Consider the following 22176-nt stretch of genomic DNA (forward strand, 5'->3'; position numbering starts at 1 on the left):
CACGCTTCTACAGACAATCCGTTTCGCCCAGCCCAGCCAGGAAAATCCTGCAAGCGGTTCCCAGACTTTCTAGCATCTTGGGCCTTCCTCCTGTATAATAGGGGCAACTTACGTACAAAAAAGGAGGTTGCCATTTTGAACATTTGGGAATCCGATTTGCCAGGAATCGGACGTAAATTTCAAATGGAGACCCGAATGGGAGAAAAGCTGGTTGTTGTCATCCATGACAGCGGCAGAAGAGAATTGTACTTCTTCGATGCCGGTGATCCGGATGAGTGCACATCAACCATTACGCTTGAAGACGATGAAGCCATGCAGGCAGCGGGAATTCTCGGCGGCATGAGCTACAAGCCGAAAGCGCTGGAGACCGTGAATCTCTCCCTGAACGATCTGGTTATCGAATGGTTCAAAATTCCTTCTGGGGCTGCATGCATCGGCAAAACGATAGGAGAAGTAGATGTCCGGCAAAAGACCGGTGTCACGATTATCGCCGTCATTGATCGGGAAAAGAAAAAACAGATCAACCCGGGTCCCGAGCACGTATTCATGGCGGATACGCAGCTCGTTGTGGCCGGCGAACGGGATCATTTGAAAAAACTGAAGGAATTGCTGCAACACGGCTAAGCTCTTTTACGAACAATAAAAGGGGCAGGTATCGATCATACAGATACCTGCCCCTTGCTTTTTTCAACCCAATGGTACGATCAACCTGTTCCATCGCCCTGCTGTTTTCGCCTGCTGAAATTCCCCGACACTTTTTCCCAGAAGTTGTAGATGGTTTTTGATTCTTTGGTCAATAGTGGTCCCAGAACAGCCAGGATCAGAACATACAGCACAGCGAAGGACTGAACGACCGGGTCCAGGCCTCCTGCCTTCCCGATGTTTGCCATGATAATGGAAAACTCGCCGCGTGATGCGAGCGTAAACCCGATATTGAAGGAAGCCCGCTTGGATATACCTGCCGAGCGTCCCCCCATCATGCCTGCGAAAATATTTGCCACAAGCGTGAGGACAACAGCCACGATCGTGATCCACACTGCTCCTCCAAGCGACATCGGATCAATTGTCAGCCCGAAGCCAAAGAAGAAGATCGCACCGAAAAAATCCCGGAACGGCAAAACCAGATGCTCGATTCGCTTGACATGCTTGGAATCCGCCAGCACAAGCCCCACCAAAAGCGCCCCGATCGCCTCTGCCACGTGCAGCGTTTCGGAAAAACCCGCCACCAGGAACAGAGCCGTAAACACGAGGATGAGAAACAGTTCGGTCGATTTGATGTCGAACAAGCGATCTACATACTTGATAACGTATCTTCCCGCGATCAGGAAGAACAAAATGAAGAGCAGCGCCGATAACGAAGTCATCAAAACACCTGTAAATGAGGTAGCTCCGCTCAAGACCAGGCCGGACAATATGGACATGTGTACGGCGATGAACAGATCGTCAAACATGATCATGCCCATGATAATCTCCGTCTCCGGGTTGGCTGTCCGTTTCAGATCAACGAGAACCTTGGCTACGATCGCTGTGGAAGAGCTGGTCATGATTCCCGCGACCACCAGCGTTTCCTTTAACGGCAAGTCCATCATCCATCCAAGCAGCAAGCCAGATACAAAATTGAGCGCGACGTAAAAAATACCGCCGACGAGGATTGATTTTCCCGACTTGATCAGGCGACTTACGGAAAACTCCAGGCCCAGGTAAAACAACAGGAAGAGCACGCCAAGACGGCCCATGAACTCGATAAACTCCGAGCTTTCAATAAATCGCAAATCAAGGATTCCAAAATGAGGTGCGTGCGGTCCTACCGCCATCCCTATCAAAATGTAAAATGGTATGACCGAGAAGCGCAGCTTTGTGGAGATCAAGCCGACGATTGAAATTAAAGCAAGGGCAAGCCCTATCTCAAATATTACGGTATCCATATGTTCCTCCTTTTTCAGTCTTTTTCATGAGTTGCTGATGCACAGCTTCCATCTTTTTTGCATCCGAAAATCAGTGGAATGCATGCAAATGGAATTTCTCTTGATTGCTTTCCAGACTGGGAAAAGGAGTACGCTAATCGCGTCCACCGAGCAAATACGCCTTTAAAGCTTTGAGATGCTGCCTCTCCCCTGCGACGATGAGCGTCGAGTTGGCAGTGAAGACATAATCGGGTCCTGGATTGATATGCTTCGTATGGTCTTTTTCTACGACAGCGATGATGGAGGCTCCCGTTTTCTGGCGAATCTCCAGTTCTCCGATCTTTTTCCCGATGCACTTTGCGCTGGCTTCGATTTTGTGCCACTCGATCACCAGATCGTCAAGGCTGATGTCAATCGACTCGAGCGCCTTCGGTTTATACGCCATCCCGCCAATAATGCCGGCAACCTGTCGCGCCTCTTCGTCATCGAGCGCCACCATCGAGACGCTGCTCTCAGGATCATCCTGGTCAAAATGGTACAGTTCGCGCCTTCCGTTATCGTGAATCACAACTACAAGCTTATCTCCGCTTTGGGTATCCAGTTGAAATTTTTTCCCGATTCCCGGCAAATGAGTTTCACGTACATTCATGAAAAATACCTCCAAGTTCGTTTTTGGCCATAACAAAGAAATCCCATCTGTACACTTAGTATTTTGGCAGTCGCAACTCCCTTATCTGTTTTTCGTGAACAACAAAGCCGACTGTGCACGCTTTCGCGTCGTTTTTCCATTCAGGCTAACGCAGTGTTCTGCCTCCGAGTAAGTTCTTGTATCATCGTTTTGTTCTGCCGAGTAAGTTCCTCATTGTTGCCCACAACAAAAAATAGGAGTCGCTTCCTTTTTGCCAACAACATTCCTGTCAACTACATTGTGATTTATTTCACAATCGAGAGAATTTATTTACTAAACGACCTTGGCAAAATTTATTTTCATCCTTTATTCGAACGATTCAGGGATTTTTATACAATTTTTATTCAATGGTGTGGTCCGTGCCAGACAGGCTAAAAAAATCATAGCTGTCGAGCTATCGGGAGGTGTTTGGGAGAAAAAACGTCGAGGTGAATTTAATAGGCATCAGAAAGAGACTTTTCATTTTAATGGGAATGAAAGTCCGATACGTAAACCGAGGTATAGGAGTAGCGCGAAGGAAAAGCAGCGGCAGCACAAGGATCAACAATGCTTCTCTGATAGGCGCATATTGAAACTTGATCGGAGATGCCTTGCGGAAATGAACGAAATGCTTTTCGTACGGATTCGCGGAAATTTGCGGAGAATCTTCTTCCATGGACTGAGCGTCTGCATTATACAAGGGAGCGGATGCAAAGACGATAAGGATTAGCACGCTAAAAATGAAAAACGGGATGCCCCTGCGACTCGCTTTTCTATTCAATGCGTGCACCTCCTTTCCAGATTTTTGTTCAGTGTCCCTGTCCTTGCGACGTTTGCCTCGCTCTCATCATCCAGGATTAAAAAACAAATAAACGCATAATAATTTTCTTATATTATGTATACATAAAAAGGGTATCATTTTGAAACAATTAAGTCAAATCAGATGCTTGTCTGCTTAGCTTGAAAACGCTCTCACTCGTTATTAAAAAGGAATGCTCAAAATCCACTTTATGGTAAATCATCATTGAAAAGAACATAAAAAAAGCGGCCCTTTTCGCTGTGAAAAGAGAGCGCTGTCTGATAAATGATTGCTTTCTCTACCCTTTCATCTCTTTCTCAATTTGCTTGAGCTTTTTCTTTTGCTTGCAGGCTTTCTCCTGTTCACTGGACCATGGGGTGTCACTCAGTTTCTGCAATTCATCGATAAGCTTCTTGTCTGAGGTAACATGGATCGCAGAATCGGGAAACTCCTTTTTTAATTTCTCCCCGACTTCTTTTTCGATCGACTCCAATCGGAAGCGATTAAAGTTGCTTACTTCAATGGCGACGTCCAGCTCCTTGTCGATGTGAACAGCGACAGCTTTATCGATTCCATGTACTTGTTCCGTAATGGACTTGGCTTTCTGTTCCTTGTCAAAGAAACGAACCGGCGTCGGCTTGCACAGAGGATCTTCTGCCGCGGATTTTGTTTTTGCCTGTTGATTTTGATTGGCTTGCGGATTGCAGCCTGTGGCGAAAAGAACCAGAGACACGACTAGTACTATGGTACGCAAAAGAAAACCTCCCACTAAATAGCGTACCTTTAGCGTTTCCTAACATGGGTTTTCTATGATATGTAATTTGTTCTGTCGCCAGTACGGATGTTCTGAATTTGTATAGAAATCAAAAAACGCGAGAAGGACACTTTCATAAAATGTCCTTCTCGCGGATGACAGCACATACCTGACACACGGTAAGTGCTATCTATTCTGTGCCTGTTTTGTCCGGTAAAACTCATTAAACAGCTTCATCAGCGCCCGCTTTTCGATCCGGGAGACGTAAGAACGGGAAATGCCAAGCTCGCGTGCGATTTCCCTTTGCGTTTTTTCTTTGTCCTGATCCAGGCCAAACCTGCCGATTATCACTTCTTTTTCGCGTTCATCGAGAATGTGAATGTGCTGGTAAATCTTATTCGACTCCAGCTTTAGCTGGACAGCATCCACGACCTCGTCTGTTTCCGTGCCCAGGACGTCGATCAGCGTGATCTCGTTGCCCTCTTTGTCCGTACCGATCGGATCGTGCAAAGAGACATCTTTCTTGGTTTTTTTCAGGCTGCGAAGATGCATGAGGATTTCGATTCTAATGTCAATAGTGGCGCATCAGAAGGTGTAGAGCTCGATGTTATTTTCGTATACCCGTATCTCTCTTACTACATGACGAATGAGTTCTCGCTTATCCTCAAATGTAAGTTCATCCGGTTTTTTGGACAGATAATACTTTGCCGCTTCTTGGAGTAAATCTCGGTTGTAGCCACTTTCCTTCATACGCTGGGCTTGCTCTTCGAGTTCTGTGAGCTGTTGAAGCAGCCTTTCTTCCCTCGCTTTTAGATCACGCAGCTCTTGACGGATCTCCTCTTCGCCCAAGTCCTCTTCGCCTGAAGAAAACAGTTTTAATAACCGCTTTCGGCCATTCCTCGTTTTCTCCAGCTCCTTTTGCAGCCGTTCTACCTCTGCCAATTCGTAAGGTGCCTCGCTTCTTTCTTCGACGGCAGCAGCAATCTCATCTGGATTGTCCAGCCAAGATCGAACCGTTTCCCAGACTTCTTCATCCAGTTCCTCACACTTAATTTTTCGGCCACATCCATGATTTTGGGCACCAGCGGTGTTTTTTACATCGGTGTATTCGAAGACATGCTTCCCCCAATTTTTAGATTTCCGGCCGGTCATCGTGTTGCCGCAGTCTCCGCAACGAAGCAATCCACTCAGCAAATACTGATTTAGACTCCTGCCCGCCCAACGCCTTCTTGACTCTTTCAAAAGCTTTTGTGCATGCTCAAACTTTACTTCATCGATAATGGCAGGGCAGCTCAGTTGTATCCACTCTTCTTGCGGACGTTGACGCATCCGAACTTTTTCTTCGGAATTCCGGAATTTGTTTCCGAGCATGCCTTCCGTATTCCAACGATTCTGATAAAACCTCCCGATATACGCTTCGTTCATCAGCAATTGACGGACAACCTGGCGATGCCACACTCTGGCCCCGCGTTTGGTTGGAATGCCTTTTTCCGTTAGATACTTGGCAATCCCATTCATACCTTGTACCAATTCGTTTGGCTGCGTAAAGAGGTCAAAAATCAATCTGACAACTGCCGCTTCCCCTTCATTTACAATCATTTGTTCTTTTTCCGGGTCATAGCTGTATCCATATATCTGAAAATCACGCAGGACACGACCTTGCCTTGCCTTCTCTCTTCTGCCACGGCTCATCCGTTCATTTATTTTTGCTTTTTCAAACTCCGCGATCGCTCCACGCATGCTATAAAATAGTTGTCCCTCCGGTGTCTTGGCATATTCCCCGTTTACAAAAACGAGCTCAATCCCACGCTTATCGAATTCGTCAGTAATAAGCAGCTGGTTCATGAGTTTTCGTGATAATCTGTCTGGATCGAGGCAGATGATTTTTGTTATAACGCCATCTTTTACATCTTGTCGTAATTTCGTGAGGGCGGGACGGTCCAGAAATTCACCTGACATATCGTCTACATACTCAACAACGTCAAGCGTTCCCGCCTTCTTCCGACATTCCCTGATCTGGTCATCAAGGCTGAAGCCGCTTTTTGCTTGTTCCTCGGTGCTTACTCGCGCGTAAATCCCGACCATCCAGCTTCTCCTTTCTGTACTTTCTCAGCAGATATCGGTAGCAGTCAGAACGAGCCTTGTCAGTCGTACTTCCGGGTATGATTCTTACATGCATCGTTCATCCCTCCCTGATCAGAGGGTATGCATATACTGCTTGTCAAAAGTCGTCATATAGAAAAAAGCCCCCAGTAAATAAAAGAGGCTTTATCGAAGAGCGTCCGGGTTTACATCGAGAAGGGAACGGCGACGGAGCCAATTGAAATCAAAGGATTCGGGGGTGCGTTTGATTGATACCTCTACCTCGGTGGCTCCCTGCTCGTGGACAAGGATTTTGAACTGTTGATGACCTCCAACGAGATTCCCGGTTCGTTCATTCCACACGATCGGTTCTACATACCCAAATTCTTCGATGGAGTATTTCAGTTTTTCATATTCCAGGTCGCCCGGCTGCAGTTCAATCCTTGGATTGTACGGGTTCAGGTTGATCATCGAAACAGGTATTTTTCGTAAGTCCAAGCTGGATTTCTCTTCTTAGTGGCGATAGATATAAGAATAAAGAATATTGCCAGCGCCAAAATCGCTGTAAGCCTTGATACAGGTGGGCTGGTGGCAACTTTTTGAGTGATGCGAAACGACTACTATTTACCTGAAAAAGTATACGTTTTGTATCACCGCAAAAAACAACGGTTGTGCTTAGAGCGTCAAGGCTTTAAGGCCTGTCTGCTTCTGGCGACCCCCTATTCGGAATTCGGGTCCTCCCCAGCTTCCGTGATCTCCCATTTGAAGAGTTGCAGGAGCGATGTTTCAGCTGACTTGCCGTTGAACGAATAAAGTGGATTGATCGCAAGCGCTGTCCTGCCGTCGATCTCCACGCGCCGAAGAATTCGCTCAGCGATGAACGCCCGGACGATCTTGCGGGCGGTCGGATAGGAACAGTCTGCGATGCAGGCAAGGTCCTTTACCGTAAGCGGTACACCTCTCTGGCCGCGCTCGTTATCGCCCTCAAGGAGATTGGTTCCCTCACTAGCATACGGCGTGATCTTCAACAAAAAGCCAGCCTCGGCGAGTGACAGCTTCCTGAGCCGTCGCTTTGCCTTCTGGCTGGCTTTGATCTTTACGAATTTTGAGCTGCGGCCGACTGGACGAAATACTTTTACTATCTCATCCGAACGCCGCAGCACTTCCTCGGTGTAAAATATTTCTCACGTATCTGAGTCAACAAACTGGCGCATTACATGATCATAACCATTGCTTCAATTGATGTGCGGAAATGTATAATCTAATTTGAAATTGTTACTTTCTTTATTTAAATTTCAATGATAAAAAAGGACAGCATATCGCTGTCCCCAGGCTGTCGAGAAAGTCGACAGCCATTTTTATTTCCCTGTATTTTATGACGACACCGCGTTAATGTGTTATAATATTCTTGTAATTACATTTACTGGCGGGTGATTATTGTGCTTTCCTCTAATGAAAAAAAGCAACAAATGCAATATGAATTTGTATGCCTTGATGAGTTGGTCCCGGAGGACCATTTGCTACGAGTTATTCAAAAGCATGTAGACTTCTCTTTCATCCGAGAAAAAGTACGCCAATACTATTGTGAAGATAACGGTAGACCAGCCATTGATCCGGTGGTTTTATTTAAAATGATTTTCATTGGATACCTTTACGGTATCCGGTCAGAAAGACAACTCGAAAAGGAAATTCAGACGAATATTGCTTACCGCTGGTTTCTTGGCCTTTCACTAACAGATCGAGTTCCAGACCACACTACCATCAGTTGGAATCGTCGAACTCGTTTTAAAAACACAAATGTTTTCCAAGAGATTTTTGATGAAATCGTTCGCCTTGCTATCCAACATCGCATGGTTGGCGGACGTGTTTTGATAAGTGATTCCACTCATCTGAAAGCAAATGCGAACAAACGTAAATTTAAGAAGCATGTTATTGAAAAATCTAGTCGAGCCTACCTTAGTGATTTAGAAGCAGCCATTAATGAAGACCGTGAAGCACACGGAAAAAAGGATTGAAGCCTAGAGAGGATGTGAAGGAAGAAAAGGAAATCAAGGTGAGTACTACTGATCCGGACAGTGGTTACATGGTTCGTGACGGAAAGCCTGAAGGCTTTTTCTATCTCGATCATCGGACAGTCGATCATAAGTACAATATCATAACTGATGTACACGTGACTGCGGGTAACGTTCATGATTCTGTTCCTTATGTAGATCGGCTACAACACCAAATTGAGAAGTTTGGGTTTACAGATACCATTGAAGCCGTTGCATTGGATGCTGGCTATTTAACTACTCCAATCTGCAAGGCTCTGCACGATCTAAATATCTTTGCCGTCATTGGCCATCGAGCTTTTTCACCTGTTAAAGGCCTTATCGCCAAATGGCGGTTTAAATATGATCCCGAAAAGAATGTCTATATTTGCCCCCAAAAACATGAGCTTGCTTATTCGACAACTGACCGTAACGGATACAGAATGTATAAGTCAAATAAAGAAATATGTAAGGCATGTCCGATGCTCACTATGTGTACACGGTCAAAAAATCACCAAAAGGTGATAACCAGGCATGTATGGGAAGAGAGTAAAGAATGGGTTCGACAGAACCGCTTAAGTAAGTCAGGAAAATACCTATACAGGTTGAGATACCAAACGATAGAGCGAAGTTTTGCAGATGCCAAAGAACTGCATGGACTTCGCTATTGTAGGTTGCGCGGACGTGAAAATGTCCAAGAGCAAGCGTTGCTGACAGCAACCGTTCAAAATATAAAAAAGATAGCACTCCACCTTGCAAAGGCATGTTAGGTGTGGTGCTATCTAAGACTTCCAGCACTTCGTGCTCAATTTTATTGTTATGAAAGAAGAAACTCCAACATATTGTGGGGTTTCTCGACAGCTGTATATCGCATAATAAAAGTACAGAAAATCGCAGCGTAAAAATGCAGAGCTAGCCTGCGTTTTACAAGGCGGAAAAATAAATAGGCACTTGCCAACATCACTCTATTAAGTCTACCTTGGTCTTTGTCCAGAAGAACCAGGGAGATGTGAGAGGAATGTTGAAAGTGCCACAGCAACAGTATATCAAATTTTTGTACGAGAATGAGGATTATTCAATCTCGGAGATTGCGAGAGCCATGGGAGTCAATTGGAGGACAGCCAAGAAATACGCCACAAAGGACGATTGGAATGAACCCGTTTGTCGGCGCAAGAGACGATATCCCGTTCTCGGTCCGTATCTTGACATCATTGATACTTGGTTAACGGAGGAGCAGGCGTTGCCCCGCAAACAGCGTTATACCGCGAAGCGAATCTTTGATCGTCTGCGTGATGAATACAGGTTTGAGGGCGGACGACGCACTGTTGAAGAATATGTAGCCAAACGCCGAAAAGAACTCAAGCTGGAACGTGCCGAAAGCTATGAACGACTCGAACACCCCGGCGGCGAGGCACAGGTTGATTTTGGTACAGCCTATGTTGGGCAACCAGGTCAACTCGTGGAGCGCAAAGTGCTGATTATGTCCTTCCCGTTTAGCAATGCGGCCTTCGCCTTTCCGGTTCGAAAGGAGAACACAGAGTGTTTTCTGGAGGCAATGAAGCGCATCTTTGAACGGATGGGAGGCGTTCCGAGGAAAATCTGGTTCGACAACTTGTCGGCGGCGGTGGTCTCGATTGGCCGTGATGGAAAGCGGTCATGCACCGATCAGTTCCTGCGGTTTGCTACCCACTACCGGTTCGACCCAGAATTCTGTAATCCCTATCGTGGTCACGAAAAGGGGCATGTGGAGAACAAGGTGGGGTACAGTCGGCGTAATTGGCTCGTACCACCACCGATTTGCGAAACGGATGCTGACCTTGAGACATACTTGGCCCAGGCAGCAGAGGCAGACATGGATCGTCCACACTATGCCAAGAAAGAGCGTATCGTCGACTTGTGGGAGCAAGAACGGAAGAAGCTTTTGGCTATGCCAACCGTTGCGTTTGAGGTTTTCAGGCTTGAACCGGCCCGCTTGAACAAATATAGGGAACTCCGGTTTGAAACAACCACATATCCACTACCGCAGTGCCGTGCGCTAGATCCCGTATTGCTCAAGGTGAAATGGGACGAGATCGAGGTTTTGTCGGGCGACGGAGAGTACCGACACCTGGGGACGTTGCCTCGCCCGTACACGGAAAAGGCAATCCCGATTGAGTGGACAGATGTGTTTGAGGGTTACCTGAGAAAGCCAAGGATGGTGATGTACTCCGATCTGGCGAGGTTCATGCCTGCTTCCGTCCGCAGATTCGTGCAAGTGGAGGATATCGATCTGAGGAAATCTCGTGTGGCTCTGATTCGTCGATTGTTAGATACACACCAGATGTCCGACATGGGTGCTGCACTCGATACACTGGCTGGGCATTTCGATCCTGACACAGTCCTTGAGCATGCGCTATATGCGATGAAACATCCTGAGTTTCACCCTAAGCCGTTTGCGGAGGCTCATACACCGATGGAGATTCACGGGCACACACCGGACCTCAGGCAATATGACGCCATTCTGGGGGTGAGCAGAGCATGAAACACGAATTGGTTACTGCATGCAAGAACCTCCACTTGGGGTATGTGATGGAAGCGTACGAGGCGATTGCGTTCAATGACCGCTCGCAATACCTGCTTGAAGTCCTCCAAGTGGAACTGCGGGGCCGAGAGATATCCAGGATTCGCAGACTCATGAAGAAAGCCCGGTTTCCACAGATGAAGACACTAGAGGATTATGATTTCGGAGCAGTCACCTTCCCAGCGCATTGCAGTCGTGAGCTCCTAACGGATCTGGCATTTCTCGAGCGGAAAGAGAACGTGATGATGCTGGGCAAAGTGGGAACAGGCAAGACCCACCTGGCAACGGCACTAGGCGTGGAGGCTTGCCGACGAGGGTACGAGGTACGATTCTTTCGGGTGCATGACCTTGTGGCCGCGTTACAGGACAAGTACCAATCCGGGACGCTTAGCCGTTTTCAGCGGGAGTTGCAGAAGGCTGAGTTACTCATCCTCGACGAAATGGGGTTTGTGCCCTTTCACAAAGACGGAGCTGAACTACTGTTTAACGTCATCTCCGAATGCTATGAGCAAAGGAGTGTGATTGTCACCTCTAACCTTGAGTTTGGCCAGTGGAACACGGTGTTTGGAGATGCCAGACTGACAGCAGCGCTCGTGGACCGACTCGTTCACCACGCACACGTCCTGGCTTTCACCGGCGAGAGCTACCGGCTACGAAATGCGCTATCCGGAGTGAGATCGTCATAATCTTCAGCGTTGGCCGTGCCTATGCACAAATCCGCAGCGATTCTCTGTATTTTTGACTTGCGAAAAACAACAGCCTGAGGACAGCATATCGCTGTCCCTTTTCTTTCTTATTTTCCTCCCCCTAGCGAGTCATCGTCAGAGACATCCTCGTCGCTAGAGTTTAGCCCATCGTTGATACTTTCAAGAACTTGTTCAGAACTGTACTTGGTTCCGGGACTAAGATCAAGTAGCTTCGCTGCTCGTTCTTCGAGCCATATACCTTCATTTCCATTTGGATCAACCGCTACAAAAATAAAACCACCTGCGTAGTCCAAATATTTCACTTGAACATCTTTACCATACTCCTGAATGATATCCTTGTACATTTCATACAATTCCGGCCCTGTTTTTTCGAGACCTGCTTGAATTGGCTCAGTATCCGTTGCTATAACTATGCCTTTAGCTTTATCTCCCTCCATAATAAACCACAGTTTTTCATCTGAAGGTACTAGTAAATCAGTAATACTAGAGCCTTTAAAAGATTTTATTGCTTCTGAATCAGGTAAATGAGCACTGTCGATTGAATAATCAGACAAATGAGATTCGTTCACATTATTTTTTTGGGGTGTTTTAGTTTTATTATTGCCTGCTGACTCGAATTTTTTATATGCATTAAAGGCATCCTTTTTCCCTTCATTAATTGCCCCGACAGCAGAAAACGAAAACATTACAGCAAGAGTTGCTATTCCCAAAACCGCAAATGTAATCTTCTTCATGTTTTACCTCCTCAATTAATTTTCCTCGAATCCATATATGGTATGGGTCCACTCTTGACCCGAGCTATCTACAAATCTGTCATAAGTCATAATAGAATATTCACCTTTATCAGGATCCATATACCTTAGATATTTAGTTGAGCTGTTTGTGTAGCCATCAATAACAACCATATGACCAATAGCTGTATTTCCCGTTTTCCATTTTATGCGTGCTAATACAGGTATATCATTGTTTATTTCCCTTACCGTCTCCTTAAAAGTTAATGAGTTATTCTCTCGATAACTTTGAAGCCCATAATGATCGAGTCCATCCATGACTTCACTAATATTTCCCGATTTATTCGAAACCTCACCTTTTACATATTCAACAAAATCGGATTGAGTAACTTTAATACCAAAATAATCTAATACAGATACTGAAGATGCTGCCCAGCACCATAACTCTGCTGCTTGAGTGACTTTTTTTACTCCTAAAGTTACAGTTGTTGAAGCAGCGTGTGATGGACTACTTACAGTTGCCAAAATTGACAAAGAAACTGCTGCAACCCCTAGTACAAAAAATTTTTTCATGCTTTTTTTATACACAGCAAGTCCTCCTACAACAAATATTATTGTGTACTGTCCACATTATAATGAAAATTACCATATTTTTGAATTAATGTCAACCTATTTCTAGAAACAATTCATATAATTGGAATTTCACTTCTTTCAATAATCTAACTTTTACTTCAAAAAGATGAGTGATACTGGACAGGGGGCGAGGGGCAGGAGCCGTCTCTCGCATTTAGCTCTGGTTCCTTGCTCTTAATTCAAGGTTACCGATCCCGTATGGAAAAAACGTCCATGATTTTTTTGTCCCTATTTTGTCCTGCTTTTTGTCGGGTTTTTGTCGGGAAAATAAGAAACGGCACTCAAATGATGCGGAGTGCCGTCGCGATTTGAAATATTGCTTCATTCTTTTTAATGTAATACTGATCCTTTGTCAGCCCTAAGTCCAGGTATACGTTGATGTCATTTACTCTGACCGGACTAGGTACTTTTCTTTAATGATTTTTCTTTCTGTTTCATCCAGTGAATACTGTAAAGCCCGCTCGATCTGCCTTGCTTTCAATTCGTTTTTTGTCTCTGAATGCTATAGCCGTGGAAAGAGTTGATCAATTCCCTCTTCCGCTTGCTCTTGTTTATTTTGAACAGCGACTCGGCGTTGTTAAGCCAGTTGTACCATACTAGAATCGTCTCTATACCACAGTTGGCAACCCCAACTCTCTGCCCCTGAATTTAAGTCTGTTGTGACTTCTGAGCACCATTTTTCCCCGTTTCTAAACCACGGCCCTGGAGTAGCTAGGTCACACATCTGTAGGTCCTTTTCTGCATCTCGTTCCATCACTTCCCCACCTCCAGCAGCTCCGGGTTTTCATAGATGTTGCCGATGACTACGTATTCAAACATACTCGGGAATACCCCCCAACCAATCCCGTATCCAGTTTCATCTTCGCCGATCCATTCAACAACCACCGGCTCTTCCCCAAACAGATCGCTACCTTTGTTGAACAGCAGACATACATCTCCCTCATAAATCTCCTTGCCGTTCTTGTCGCACAAGCCGGTGAATTGCATCAAGGTCGAATAATGACCATCTTCTACGTTGTGGATCAGAAACTCTGACAGATCAGGAGCATTCACCAGATGCTTCCACTGCAGCATGAGATTGTTAATTTTATCCTATATCCGTAACTTGATCTCACGTCCTTGCATCCCGTTCCCCTCCTGTTATTCGATCACGTCTTCTGGAATTTTCACTTTGCATTTTTCGCACGTTACCCGTGACCTACCCGACCAAGCAAAGTTCCCTTTCATTCCGTGCCTATAACCGCACAACGCTTTTGGCGATCTTTTGTCCGTAACCGCGTGAACCGTACCAGAGCCACTTTTAATAATGCCGATCAGCTTGGACATTTCTCCACCTCTTTCCACAAGTAATGTTACTGTAGTGTTTTGATTAGTTTTGTTCTTTGATCAAAGGACTACATGCTTTTACGCGTAAGTCTTTAATTCATTGTGCAGACACTCCTTTTAGGCGGGTATTTTGGAGGGCGTAGCCCACACGGGAGGTGTCGCAGGTAGATTGCGAAGCAATCTACCGAGAAAATCTTTTCATATCTTTTCCACAGAATTAAACTAAATGATACCGATGTATCTCTGAACAAAACGTGGGCACATCCTCGGTTGTAGCTCTGCGTAATGTTTGGGAACATCGGCCTTTGCAGGAATAACTCTATTTCCTAACGAATCTTTTACGTTGCCAATGTATTCCTGAACACAATGTGGGCACTCCTGATGGATAGAGCTCTACTAACTATTTGGGAACATTGGTCTTGCAGGAGTACACTCGCTCACTAGCGAATCATATATATTGTGCAGTGACCTTTCATGGTTTTACCTACCATATTAGGATTGGGGCTGATAGATTTCAGACCTCTGATATAACACTGGGGCACTCCACGTGTATTGGCACTGCACCCATGTCAGCGTTTAACCCGTCCTTTGGCGGGTTTTTTTGTTTTCCAAAATTAACTAAACCAGAGCAGGAATTTTCTCAGAGGTAACGTATAAGTTTTTTAAAGTCTATATAACGGAAAATTGTACTCCATATAAAGTAAAGCAATTGAAACCCTTCAACGTTTGGGGCTAACTTGCGTTAGACCTCTTGAGACAATTTGGGTACAGATCACCTGGCGCTATAATCCTGACATGCTACATTGGGCAAATGAAGCTCTCACAGTAACTTGGATAGTCAGGTGTATTACATATTGCTTAATAAAAGGAGAACATAACTTATGAAGGAAGATCAGTTAATGACTTTTAGTGTCACTCAAACCGATGGGCAAAAAGAATTCGTAAGACTCTTTTATCCAATATACGTTGGTGTCGATATTGGAGCTGATTTTCATGTGGCTACCTGCATTACTCCCGAACAGTTTCGTGATGGAAAATGGAAAAGGGCCAAAACAATGAAATTCGATGCCGATAGTTTGGGTATCTCTGATTTCTTGAAGGCCCTTCAAGATGTACAGGAGCATCTAGGATTAAAACCAATCGACTTTTTCGTATTAATGGAGCCGACAGGTGGGCATTATTCCTTTCTTCTTCAACAGGTATTATTAAAAGCTGGTTACTCACTTCATATGGTTGAAAATGCCTCTGTTAAAAAATTTCGGGAAGAGACTCTTGGTATTCAAGAGAAATCCGATGCTATTGATGCTAGAACGATGGCCTATATGGGATGGCATAAATCGCTCCACCCCGATATGAAAGCTGTACGACTAGCGAGTCCAGCCTCAATGTCACAGTCTATCGTCCGTACTCTCATGCGTGATCGCTGGTTACTTACCACTACCCTGACACGCAGGAAAAACCAGGTGCAACAGTTATTTCAAATCACTCACCCTGACCTTAAAAGAGCATTTAAGAAGCTTTCAAGCCCTTCTGTGTTACGCCTAGCGTTAATGTATCCAACTGCTTTGGATATGAAGGGTCTCTCCGAGATTGAACTTCGAGAAGCAATAACCAAATGCGGTGCTAAAGCTATTGCAAAGAAGGCAGCCAGCGAATTAGCTCATGTTTTACCTAACACCGTTGCTCTGCCATTGGTCCATGTTGTCGATCGACAAAGTTGGCTTATCCAAGAAGCCTTGCGCATTGAAGAAAGTTTAAGCAGTATTGACGCAAGCATCCATGAGTTATTACATGGTAATGCTGAAAAAGGAACTCCCCCACACCCATATACCAATTTGCTCTTTTCTTTACCTGTCATGAGTGATAATTGGGCTTGTACTCTCATTGCTGTAATAGGTGACATTCATCGGTTTAGTACCTATAAAGAATTTAAAAAATACCTTGGTGTATCTGCCGAAAATAAGCAGTCTGGGACTTCTGTAAAAGGCACTCGCCAGACGTTCAGTGGTGTTCGCGATACACGCAGGGTCATGTTTCAGATGGCTCTAATACTTATTGCCCAAAGAGGTGGTCCTAATGTGTTTGCGGCATATTACGAGCGCCTATTGGCACGTCAAATGCCAAAAATGAAAGCTATAGGACATATGTCTGGAAAAGTTGCAAAGATTATCTACAGTGTTCTGAAAACAGGTGTCCCCTACGATCCCAAAAGACACGCAGCAGCCTGTGGTGTTCCATGGAATGAGCAGTATAAGGAAAAGTCTTTAGATATCGATATAGAGCCATTTGAAACTGAAGCTAAAATGCTTGCCGGAATCTCAGATGAATCAGTCGACATTGAGATTGATGAAGAATAGTGCAACCTATGTGCTATTCTTCATTTCCATTCACTGTCTCAATGCTTTAATTCTGCCAAAATAGCGCGTTTTTATCGGAAAATGAAGCAATTTGTTATAAAAGACCTTACGGTTTTTTTCTGTTAAGCACTACGCTACATTTTGTTAAATATCATGGTTGGGGAAACTTTTTTCGAGGTGATCGTTCATGTTAGTTCTGAGCAGTATTATCCTGGCACTCATTTTCCCCAATAAAGTTGCACCTGACCAAATAGTTACATTTCAAAAGCATGCTGAAATATTACACGTCTCAACTGATTTACCTAAGATAGGTAACTGGTGGAGAGTGCCAAAAGGCGTTGATGAGATGACCATTTTTGTTAAAGCCAACAATACTGAAACAGTGCTGTTCTGGTTGATCCCAACCGGTACCCAAACATGGGGTCAAAGAGAACTAATCGGTTATGACAAGGACGGAAGTGATGGATGGACATTGACATGGAAGTTTGGAAATCGCGTTCTTCATGATCATATCCACGTACAAGCACTTGGTGATCAAACATTGTCTAACTCCTCCATTAACATAACAACAAGCTTTCTTTAATTACCGATTTTTTTAAATCAGCCTTTCAATCCACGCTTAACAATTAGACAATGATCGTATTTCGCCCAGTGAAATGACTTCCCATCTTCCCCAAATCATCGAACATACACCGACTTTCCCGATAACGAGATATCATCGACAATTCCATGATTCAAGTGCTTCCACTTGCTCCGATGGCAATTTGATTTGCGTGCTCGACTATATCGCCTTTTTTCAGACCATTTAGTGCTTCAGTTCGCATGCTGCTGTCCCTCCTCATTCGGGTTCATGTCCGCCAAGCGCGGAGCGTAGTAGTCGCTCAAGGTACTTCTCCCGCTTCGCGGAACCTCGACCAGCGAGCTGTTTATTGCACAATAGAAATGCCTAATATTGCAGCGTAAAAATGCTCAAAACAAATACAAAAAAGGCACTTGTCAGCATCAATAATTCCTCCTACCGTTAGGTTTGGGACAACTTAGCGAAGGAGAATGGAAAGGATGCTGAAAATGCCTCAACAACACTATATCAGGTTTTTACGCGAAGTAGAAGGATGCTCGGTAAACGAGATTGCAGGACGCGTAGGTGTTCACTGGCGGACTGCCAAAAAATATGCCGATAAAACCGATTGGAATGCCTCGATGACAAAACGAAAGGGCAGAAGTCCTGTCATGGGTCCATTTATGGAGATCGTCGATACCTGGTTAGAGGAGGACCGTTTGGTCCCCCGTAAGCAGCGACACACAGGTGTGCGCATTTTCCAACGTTTGCGCGATGAGCATCAGTTTACAGGTGGACAACGTACAGTATTGGCCTATGTGCAGAGACGAAAAAGTGAAATGGAACTGGACCGTGCCAAAACGTACGAACGGCTTGAACATCCACCGGGTGAGGCACAAGTGGACTTTACAACCATTGAGGTATGCCGAGATCATCGATTGGTCACATACAAACTGCTGGTAATGTCTTTTCCGTACAGCAATGCCGCTTTCGTCTATCCGACACCAGCGGAGAATCAGGAATGCTTTTTGGAGGCGATGAAGCTGTGCTTTGAACAAATGGGAGGTGTTCCTCAGCGAATCTGGTTTGACAATCTCTCCGCTGCCGTCGTTCATATCGAGAAGCAGGGCGAACGGCAATTAACGGATGGCTTCCAGCGATTCTGCGCTCACTACCGGTTTGAAGCTGTCTTTTGCAACCCATACAGTGGTCATGAGAAGGGGCACGTGGAGAACAAATGCGGGTACTCCAAGCGCAATTGGGCAGTGCCGATTCCCATCTATGAAAGCCATGAACAGTTAGTTGCCTACTTCGCCGAGCAAGCTAGCCGTGATCGTGGTCGTCAGCATTATGCCCTAAATCGTTGCATCGCAGATCTATGGGAGGATGATCGCCGTAAATTGCTTACCTTGCCGGAGCATGGATTTGAGGCTTTTCGCTTGGGTGCTGCAGTGGTGAATAAGTATGGAGAGATTCGGAAGGATGAATTGACGGTTCCGTTGCTGGGGATGGCAACGCCAGGCAGTGAGGTACTGATCCAAACGTTTTGGGATCGCCTTGTCATTCTAAACGGCCAACACCAGCTAATTCGGGAAGTACCCAGACCTTATACGGGACGAAATGTAGACATTCCGTGGTCACAAGTATGCGCTGGATGGCTGAAAAAACCACGTAGTGTAACGCACTCGCAGTTTCTCCGTATGCTACCGGAGATCTTGCAAGGGTATGTAACCGTGAAGGATCTAACAGAGCGAAAAGATCGTCTTCAGGCAATGTCGCACTGGTGTGATATTTACACCATCGAACAGATTCAAGAGGTAATTGCTCTACTAGGCCAAGACACACCGATTACGCGCATCACGGCCGTGCTAGGCGTAAAATATGGCAGTCGTGACCTCCCTGTCACGTGGGAGGAGACGTTGTCCCCTCCGGGAACTCGCGTAGAAGGTTCTCTCCAACGCTATGATCAACTTGTGGGGGTGAGCTGAGATGCCGACGGCATTGGGAGATTTGTGCCGACAACTCCGATTGGCGCATGTCGTGGACTACGTATCCGTTCAACAGAATGAGCAGATTCGTAGCATTGTGGAGCAAATCCTTGTTGCGGAACTGGACGGCCGCCGCCGTGCCAAGTTAGGTAAGCTTGTTCAGCAGGCGGGGTTCCCGCATATTAAGACTTTCGAGGGGTATGTGTATGACCATATCTCTTTCCCTAGTGGCAGTAGTCCGGAGCTGCTCCAGGAATTGGATTGGCTCGAACGCAAAGAAAATTTACTCTTAATGGGTGCCGTCGGCACAGGGAAAACCCATATGGCAACGGCACTGGGCGTGGAGGCTTGCCGCCGGGGCAAGGCGGTACAGTTCTACCGGGCTTCCGATTTGGTTTCTGTACTTCAGGAAAAATTTGTGGCGGGAACACTCAGCCGATTTCGCGAGAAATTGAAAAAGATAGATTTACTTATTCTCGATGAAGTCGGCTACGTGCCGTTCAGCCAAACCGGTTCTGAGTTATTGTTTAACGTGATTGCGGATTGCTATGAGCAACAGAGTGTGATCGTTACATCTAACCTGGAGTTTGGCCAATGGACATCGGTGTTTGGAGACACGAAGCTCACGTCGGCGCTCGTTGATCGTCTGGTACACCACGCTCATATCCTCTCATTCACAGGTGAGAGTTTCCGCTTCAAACAGGCAATGGATAGGATTCCTTTGTAGTTTCAAACGGCTGGCAAGTGCTTAGGCAATTTTGGCTGCAAAGCTGAGCATTTTCTACTTGCAAAACACACGAGCGCCGGTTAAGGCTGGTTCGTTGTCCCTTCAACCGGCTTTTCGGAAGTTCCGCCGGTAGGAAATCGGTGGCGTCATCATCCGGTCCCAAGAATGCAATCAAAATGCCACGCTTTTCTTTCCAGCTCCCCTTGGCCATCGGAATTAATTGAGAACGCTGTCGATCCAGATTACAGCCAGATAAATTTCTCCAAGTGGAAAAAAGGAACAAAAGCTGAACTCGTTTTTTGTGAGAAAGGCGAAGAAATTCTCACCACATATCATTTTGACGAAAAAGAATATCTACAGAAAGTTGTTATGTTGGAGTTGGTCGTGAAAGCATCATCTACGACAGAGAAAAAGAGATTGCTTCAATTATGGAGGAACTCACAGAGGCAGTGCGTAATGAATAGTTCCCAAAGATTCAAAGCACATAACAAACAAAGGAGAGCTTAGGCTCTCCTTTGACATTAATATCTCGTTTTCAATGCACCGCGCTGCATACGTCGCCAGCTTTGTCCCCTTATCCACCTGGTAGCTCTCGATGGCCTTGATCAGCCCAATCGTTCCGATGGAAATGAGGTCTTCGCTGTCCTCGCCGGTGTTTTCAAATTTTTTCACAATGTGGGCAACCAGCCGCAGGTTGTGCTCAATGAGCTTATTCCGGGCGATCGGGTCGCCTTTGGCCATCAGCCGGAGGTACTTTTCCTCTTCCGTGTCAGGCAGCGGTTGGGGAAAAGCATTGTTTTTGACGTAGGCCACGAACAGCATGATTTCCTTGATAAACAGAGAAAGCGCCGCAAAGATGCTGGACACGCTTGCCACCTCCCACGAAGGATATGCGCTTATTTCTATCCTTATGTGGGCGATTGCCTACTCGTGCATGTACAGGGAAACCGCAGGGAAAAATGATCGTTTCCACTTTGCTTGCACCTACGACACTTTCTTCGCCAAGCACTGATGAGTCACTGTGCAAAGGAGGATACGCATGTTCAGACATGGTGAGAATATCATCATCATCGAGAATATATGGTTTATTTTGGTTCCCTTGCTACTTGGGATTATCGGTTTGTCTTGTCTTCTTGTCGGAATCGTAAGGAAAGACAAAATAAGCCTGCTTGTCAGTACTGTCTGCTTTCTGTGTCTCTTCCTTTTTGCCACTGCTTGTCATTTCTTAATTCCACCGATAACCGGTTAATCCATAGAGCTGACGTCTCTTTCTGGATCGAATGCGTCAATTCGCCGTCGCCTTGCGGTAGTATCCCTCGGCCTTGCTCTTGTAGCCGTTTAAGATTTTATTCGCTGCCGCCAGCTCCTGTTTTGCTTTCCCGAGCGCTTCCTTTCCGGCTTGAGCCACTTCGTTGTACTTTTTCGTGCGGTTTTCTTTGTCGGCGATCTGCTCTTTTACCTGACTCCACAATACCTCAGCCTGATTCAAATCGCCTTGCATAATTTCGATAATATTGCTGATCGACTTGGCCTTTTGCCCTATGCTTGCATCGAGCACATGGATACCATCCATAACTGCGCTCATGCTGGCCACCATGGATGACTTTACCTCTGACATGCCTGTGTCTTGACCCAAAGCCGCTATTTCCTCCGAGAGCGCCTGCAAATCTGCGAGGTGCTGTTCGTAAATGGCCTGATCCTCGGAAACGTTCAAATCGGACAAATACTTCACATTTTCAGCGATATCCGCCTCCAGCTTTGTCAGCTGCTCCACTTTTTTTGCCAATTCCGCCGCTTCCTTCGCTTTTTGCTCGGCCCGCTGCTTTTTGATATCCTCCGCTCTCTCGCTGACCCGCTGATTCAAAGCCACAAGTTTTTCATTGTAGGCCGTTGTTTGTGTCGCCACAAGCTTCGTTTCCGGTTCATACTGCTCCAGCCATTGCCCATGGAAGACGAGCTCGTCCGGCGTCACTGCTGCGGCAACGGCTTGCCCCTGTTGTGTAGTCAGTGACAATTTCCCCTCTTCCAAAGAGCCTGTAAAAATATAGGTGGTGTTTGTCACTGCCGGGAGATCGTCGATCGTCTCAACCTTCGCTTCCTGTAGTTCTACGGTTACGTTCTCTTTTCCCGGAATGACCTTGGCGTGCAGGACCCGGTTCTCCTCTTCGTACACGTACCCCTCCGCGAGCCGAACCGCGGTAAAAGACCATACGGCAAAGCCGGCCGCTATCAGTATCAGTAAAGCAGCGATGATGACCACATGTTTCTTTTTCACTTGTACGGCGACCCCTTTACTTCCTTTTTTATTCGCGTCGGCACATCTATGACATATGCCGCAGCGCGCTTCTATCA

Annotated in this window: 19 protein-coding genes and 2 pseudogenes; 8 read left to right on the forward strand and 13 right to left on the reverse strand. The window is 45.9% G+C overall.

The features are described from left to right. The first annotated feature begins 135 nt into the window (after positions 1-135). Positions 136-624 carry a cation:proton antiporter regulatory subunit gene (locus tag V5G20_RS18780; RefSeq protein ID WP_003390843.1) on the forward strand — a complete coding sequence of 163 codons (489 nt, stop codon included), beginning with the start codon at positions 136-138 and terminating at the stop codon, positions 622-624. Positions 625-704: 80 nt separating this feature from the next. Here the strand turns inward: V5G20_RS18780 and V5G20_RS18785 are convergent, their stop codons facing one another. The 7 genes and pseudogenes from V5G20_RS18785 to V5G20_RS18815 all read right to left on the reverse strand — a co-directional run bounded on the left by V5G20_RS18785 (position 705) and on the right by V5G20_RS18815 (position 7369). Beyond that, the gene (locus V5G20_RS18785; RefSeq protein ID WP_003390846.1) at positions 705-1925 is read right to left on the reverse strand and encodes a cation:proton antiporter; all 1221 of its coding nucleotides are present in this window, start codon (positions 1923-1925) and stop codon (positions 705-707) included. 133 nt (positions 1926-2058) lie between these two features. After that, positions 2059-2553 carry a cation:proton antiporter regulatory subunit gene (locus V5G20_RS18790; RefSeq protein WP_003390849.1) on the reverse strand — a complete coding sequence of 165 codons (495 nt, stop codon included), beginning with the start codon at positions 2551-2553 and terminating at the stop codon, positions 2059-2061. A 1115-nt stretch (positions 2554-3668) separates the two neighbouring features. Then, a complete protein-coding gene (locus V5G20_RS18795; protein WP_003390853.1) occupies positions 3669-4124 on the reverse strand; it encodes a YhcN/YlaJ family sporulation lipoprotein in 456 nt (151 codons plus the stop codon). 186 nt (positions 4125-4310) lie between these two features. Next, positions 4311-4694 (reverse strand): annotated as a pseudogene (locus V5G20_RS18800) (sigma-70 family RNA polymerase sigma factor); the annotation flags it as partial. Between the two features lie 15 nt (positions 4695-4709). After that, entirely contained in the window at positions 4710-6209 is a 1500-nt protein-coding gene (locus V5G20_RS18805) for a recombinase family protein (protein ID WP_003390858.1), read from the reverse strand. 183 nt (positions 6210-6392) lie between these two features. Further along, entirely contained in the window at positions 6393-6704 is a 312-nt protein-coding gene (locus V5G20_RS18810; RefSeq protein WP_003390861.1) for a ParB N-terminal domain-containing protein, read from the reverse strand. 221 nt (positions 6705-6925) lie between these two features. Then, positions 6926-7369, reverse strand: a complete 444-nt coding sequence (locus tag V5G20_RS18815) for a hypothetical protein (RefSeq protein WP_003390863.1) — start codon at positions 7367-7369, stop codon at positions 6926-6928. A gap of 306 nt (positions 7370-7675) precedes the next feature. Here V5G20_RS18815 and V5G20_RS18820 point away from each other — a divergent pair. From V5G20_RS18820 to istB (V5G20_RS18830), 3 genes are all read left to right on the forward strand, one after another. Continuing rightward, a protein-coding gene (locus V5G20_RS18820) for an IS1182 family transposase (RefSeq protein WP_122958896.1) occupies positions 7676-9006 on the forward strand; the annotation gives its coding sequence in 2 pieces (ribosomal slippage) (positions 7676-8216 and positions 8216-9006; 1332 coding nt in all). A gap of 248 nt (positions 9007-9254) precedes the next feature. Further along, positions 9255-10757, forward strand: a complete 1503-nt coding sequence (gene istA / locus V5G20_RS18825; protein WP_122906950.1) for an IS21 family transposase — start codon at positions 9255-9257, stop codon at positions 10755-10757. After that, positions 10754-11482: an IS21-like element helper ATPase IstB gene (istB, locus tag V5G20_RS18830; protein WP_122906949.1), complete on the forward strand. Its 729-nt coding sequence runs from the start codon at positions 10754-10756 to the stop codon at positions 11480-11482. Before istA (V5G20_RS18825) ends, istB (V5G20_RS18830) begins: the two co-directional genes overlap by 4 nt. Before the next feature lie 107 nt (positions 11483-11589). Here the strand turns inward: istB (V5G20_RS18830) and V5G20_RS18835 are convergent, their stop codons facing one another. From V5G20_RS18835 to V5G20_RS18850, 4 genes are all read right to left on the reverse strand, one after another. After that, positions 11590-12237, reverse strand: a complete 648-nt coding sequence (locus V5G20_RS18835) for a hypothetical protein (protein ID WP_003390865.1) — start codon at positions 12235-12237, stop codon at positions 11590-11592. A 15-nt stretch (positions 12238-12252) separates the two neighbouring features. Beyond that, positions 12253-12822: a C39 family peptidase gene (locus V5G20_RS18840; protein WP_003390867.1), complete on the reverse strand. Its 570-nt coding sequence runs from the start codon at positions 12820-12822 to the stop codon at positions 12253-12255. Positions 12823-13620: 798 nt separating this feature from the next. Beyond that, on the reverse strand, positions 13621-13941 hold the full coding sequence (locus tag V5G20_RS18845) for a YopX family protein (protein WP_003387510.1): 321 nt from the start codon (positions 13939-13941) through the stop codon (positions 13621-13623). Between the two features lie 66 nt (positions 13942-14007). Further along, positions 14008-14193 (reverse strand): hypothetical protein, encoded by a 186-nt coding sequence (locus V5G20_RS18850; RefSeq protein WP_003387511.1) that lies wholly within the window; start codon positions 14191-14193, stop codon positions 14008-14010. Between the two features lie 881 nt (positions 14194-15074). Here V5G20_RS18850 and V5G20_RS18855 point away from each other — a divergent pair. From V5G20_RS18855 to istB (V5G20_RS18870), 4 genes are all read left to right on the forward strand, one after another. Next, entirely contained in the window at positions 15075-16550 is a 1476-nt protein-coding gene (locus V5G20_RS18855; protein ID WP_122959062.1) for an IS110 family transposase, read from the forward strand. 187 nt (positions 16551-16737) lie between these two features. Beyond that, positions 16738-17133, forward strand: a complete 396-nt coding sequence (locus V5G20_RS18860) for a hypothetical protein (protein ID WP_122959056.1) — start codon at positions 16738-16740, stop codon at positions 17131-17133. 476 nt (positions 17134-17609) lie between these two features. Further along, the gene (gene istA / locus V5G20_RS18865; protein ID WP_227278712.1) at positions 17610-19097 is read left to right on the forward strand and encodes an IS21 family transposase; all 1488 of its coding nucleotides are present in this window, start codon (positions 17610-17612) and stop codon (positions 19095-19097) included. A 1-nt stretch (position 19098) separates the two neighbouring features. Then, the gene (gene istB, locus V5G20_RS18870) at positions 19099-19824 is read left to right on the forward strand and encodes an IS21-like element helper ATPase IstB (protein ID WP_172921002.1); all 726 of its coding nucleotides are present in this window, start codon (positions 19099-19101) and stop codon (positions 19822-19824) included. A gap of 504 nt (positions 19825-20328) precedes the next feature. Here istB (V5G20_RS18870) and V5G20_RS18875 read toward each other — a convergent pair. Next, positions 20329-20691 (reverse strand): annotated as a pseudogene (locus V5G20_RS18875) (sigma-70 family RNA polymerase sigma factor); the annotation flags it as partial. A gap of 418 nt (positions 20692-21109) precedes the next feature. After that, positions 21110-22099: a hypothetical protein gene (locus V5G20_RS18880; protein ID WP_003387516.1), complete on the reverse strand. Its 990-nt coding sequence runs from the start codon at positions 22097-22099 to the stop codon at positions 21110-21112. Between the last annotated feature and the right edge of the window lie 77 nt (positions 22100-22176).

It is taken from the genome of Brevibacillus borstelensis, from assembly GCF_036700025.1.
GTDB classification, from domain to species: domain Bacteria; phylum Bacillota; class Bacilli; order Brevibacillales; family Brevibacillaceae; genus Brevibacillus; species Brevibacillus borstelensis.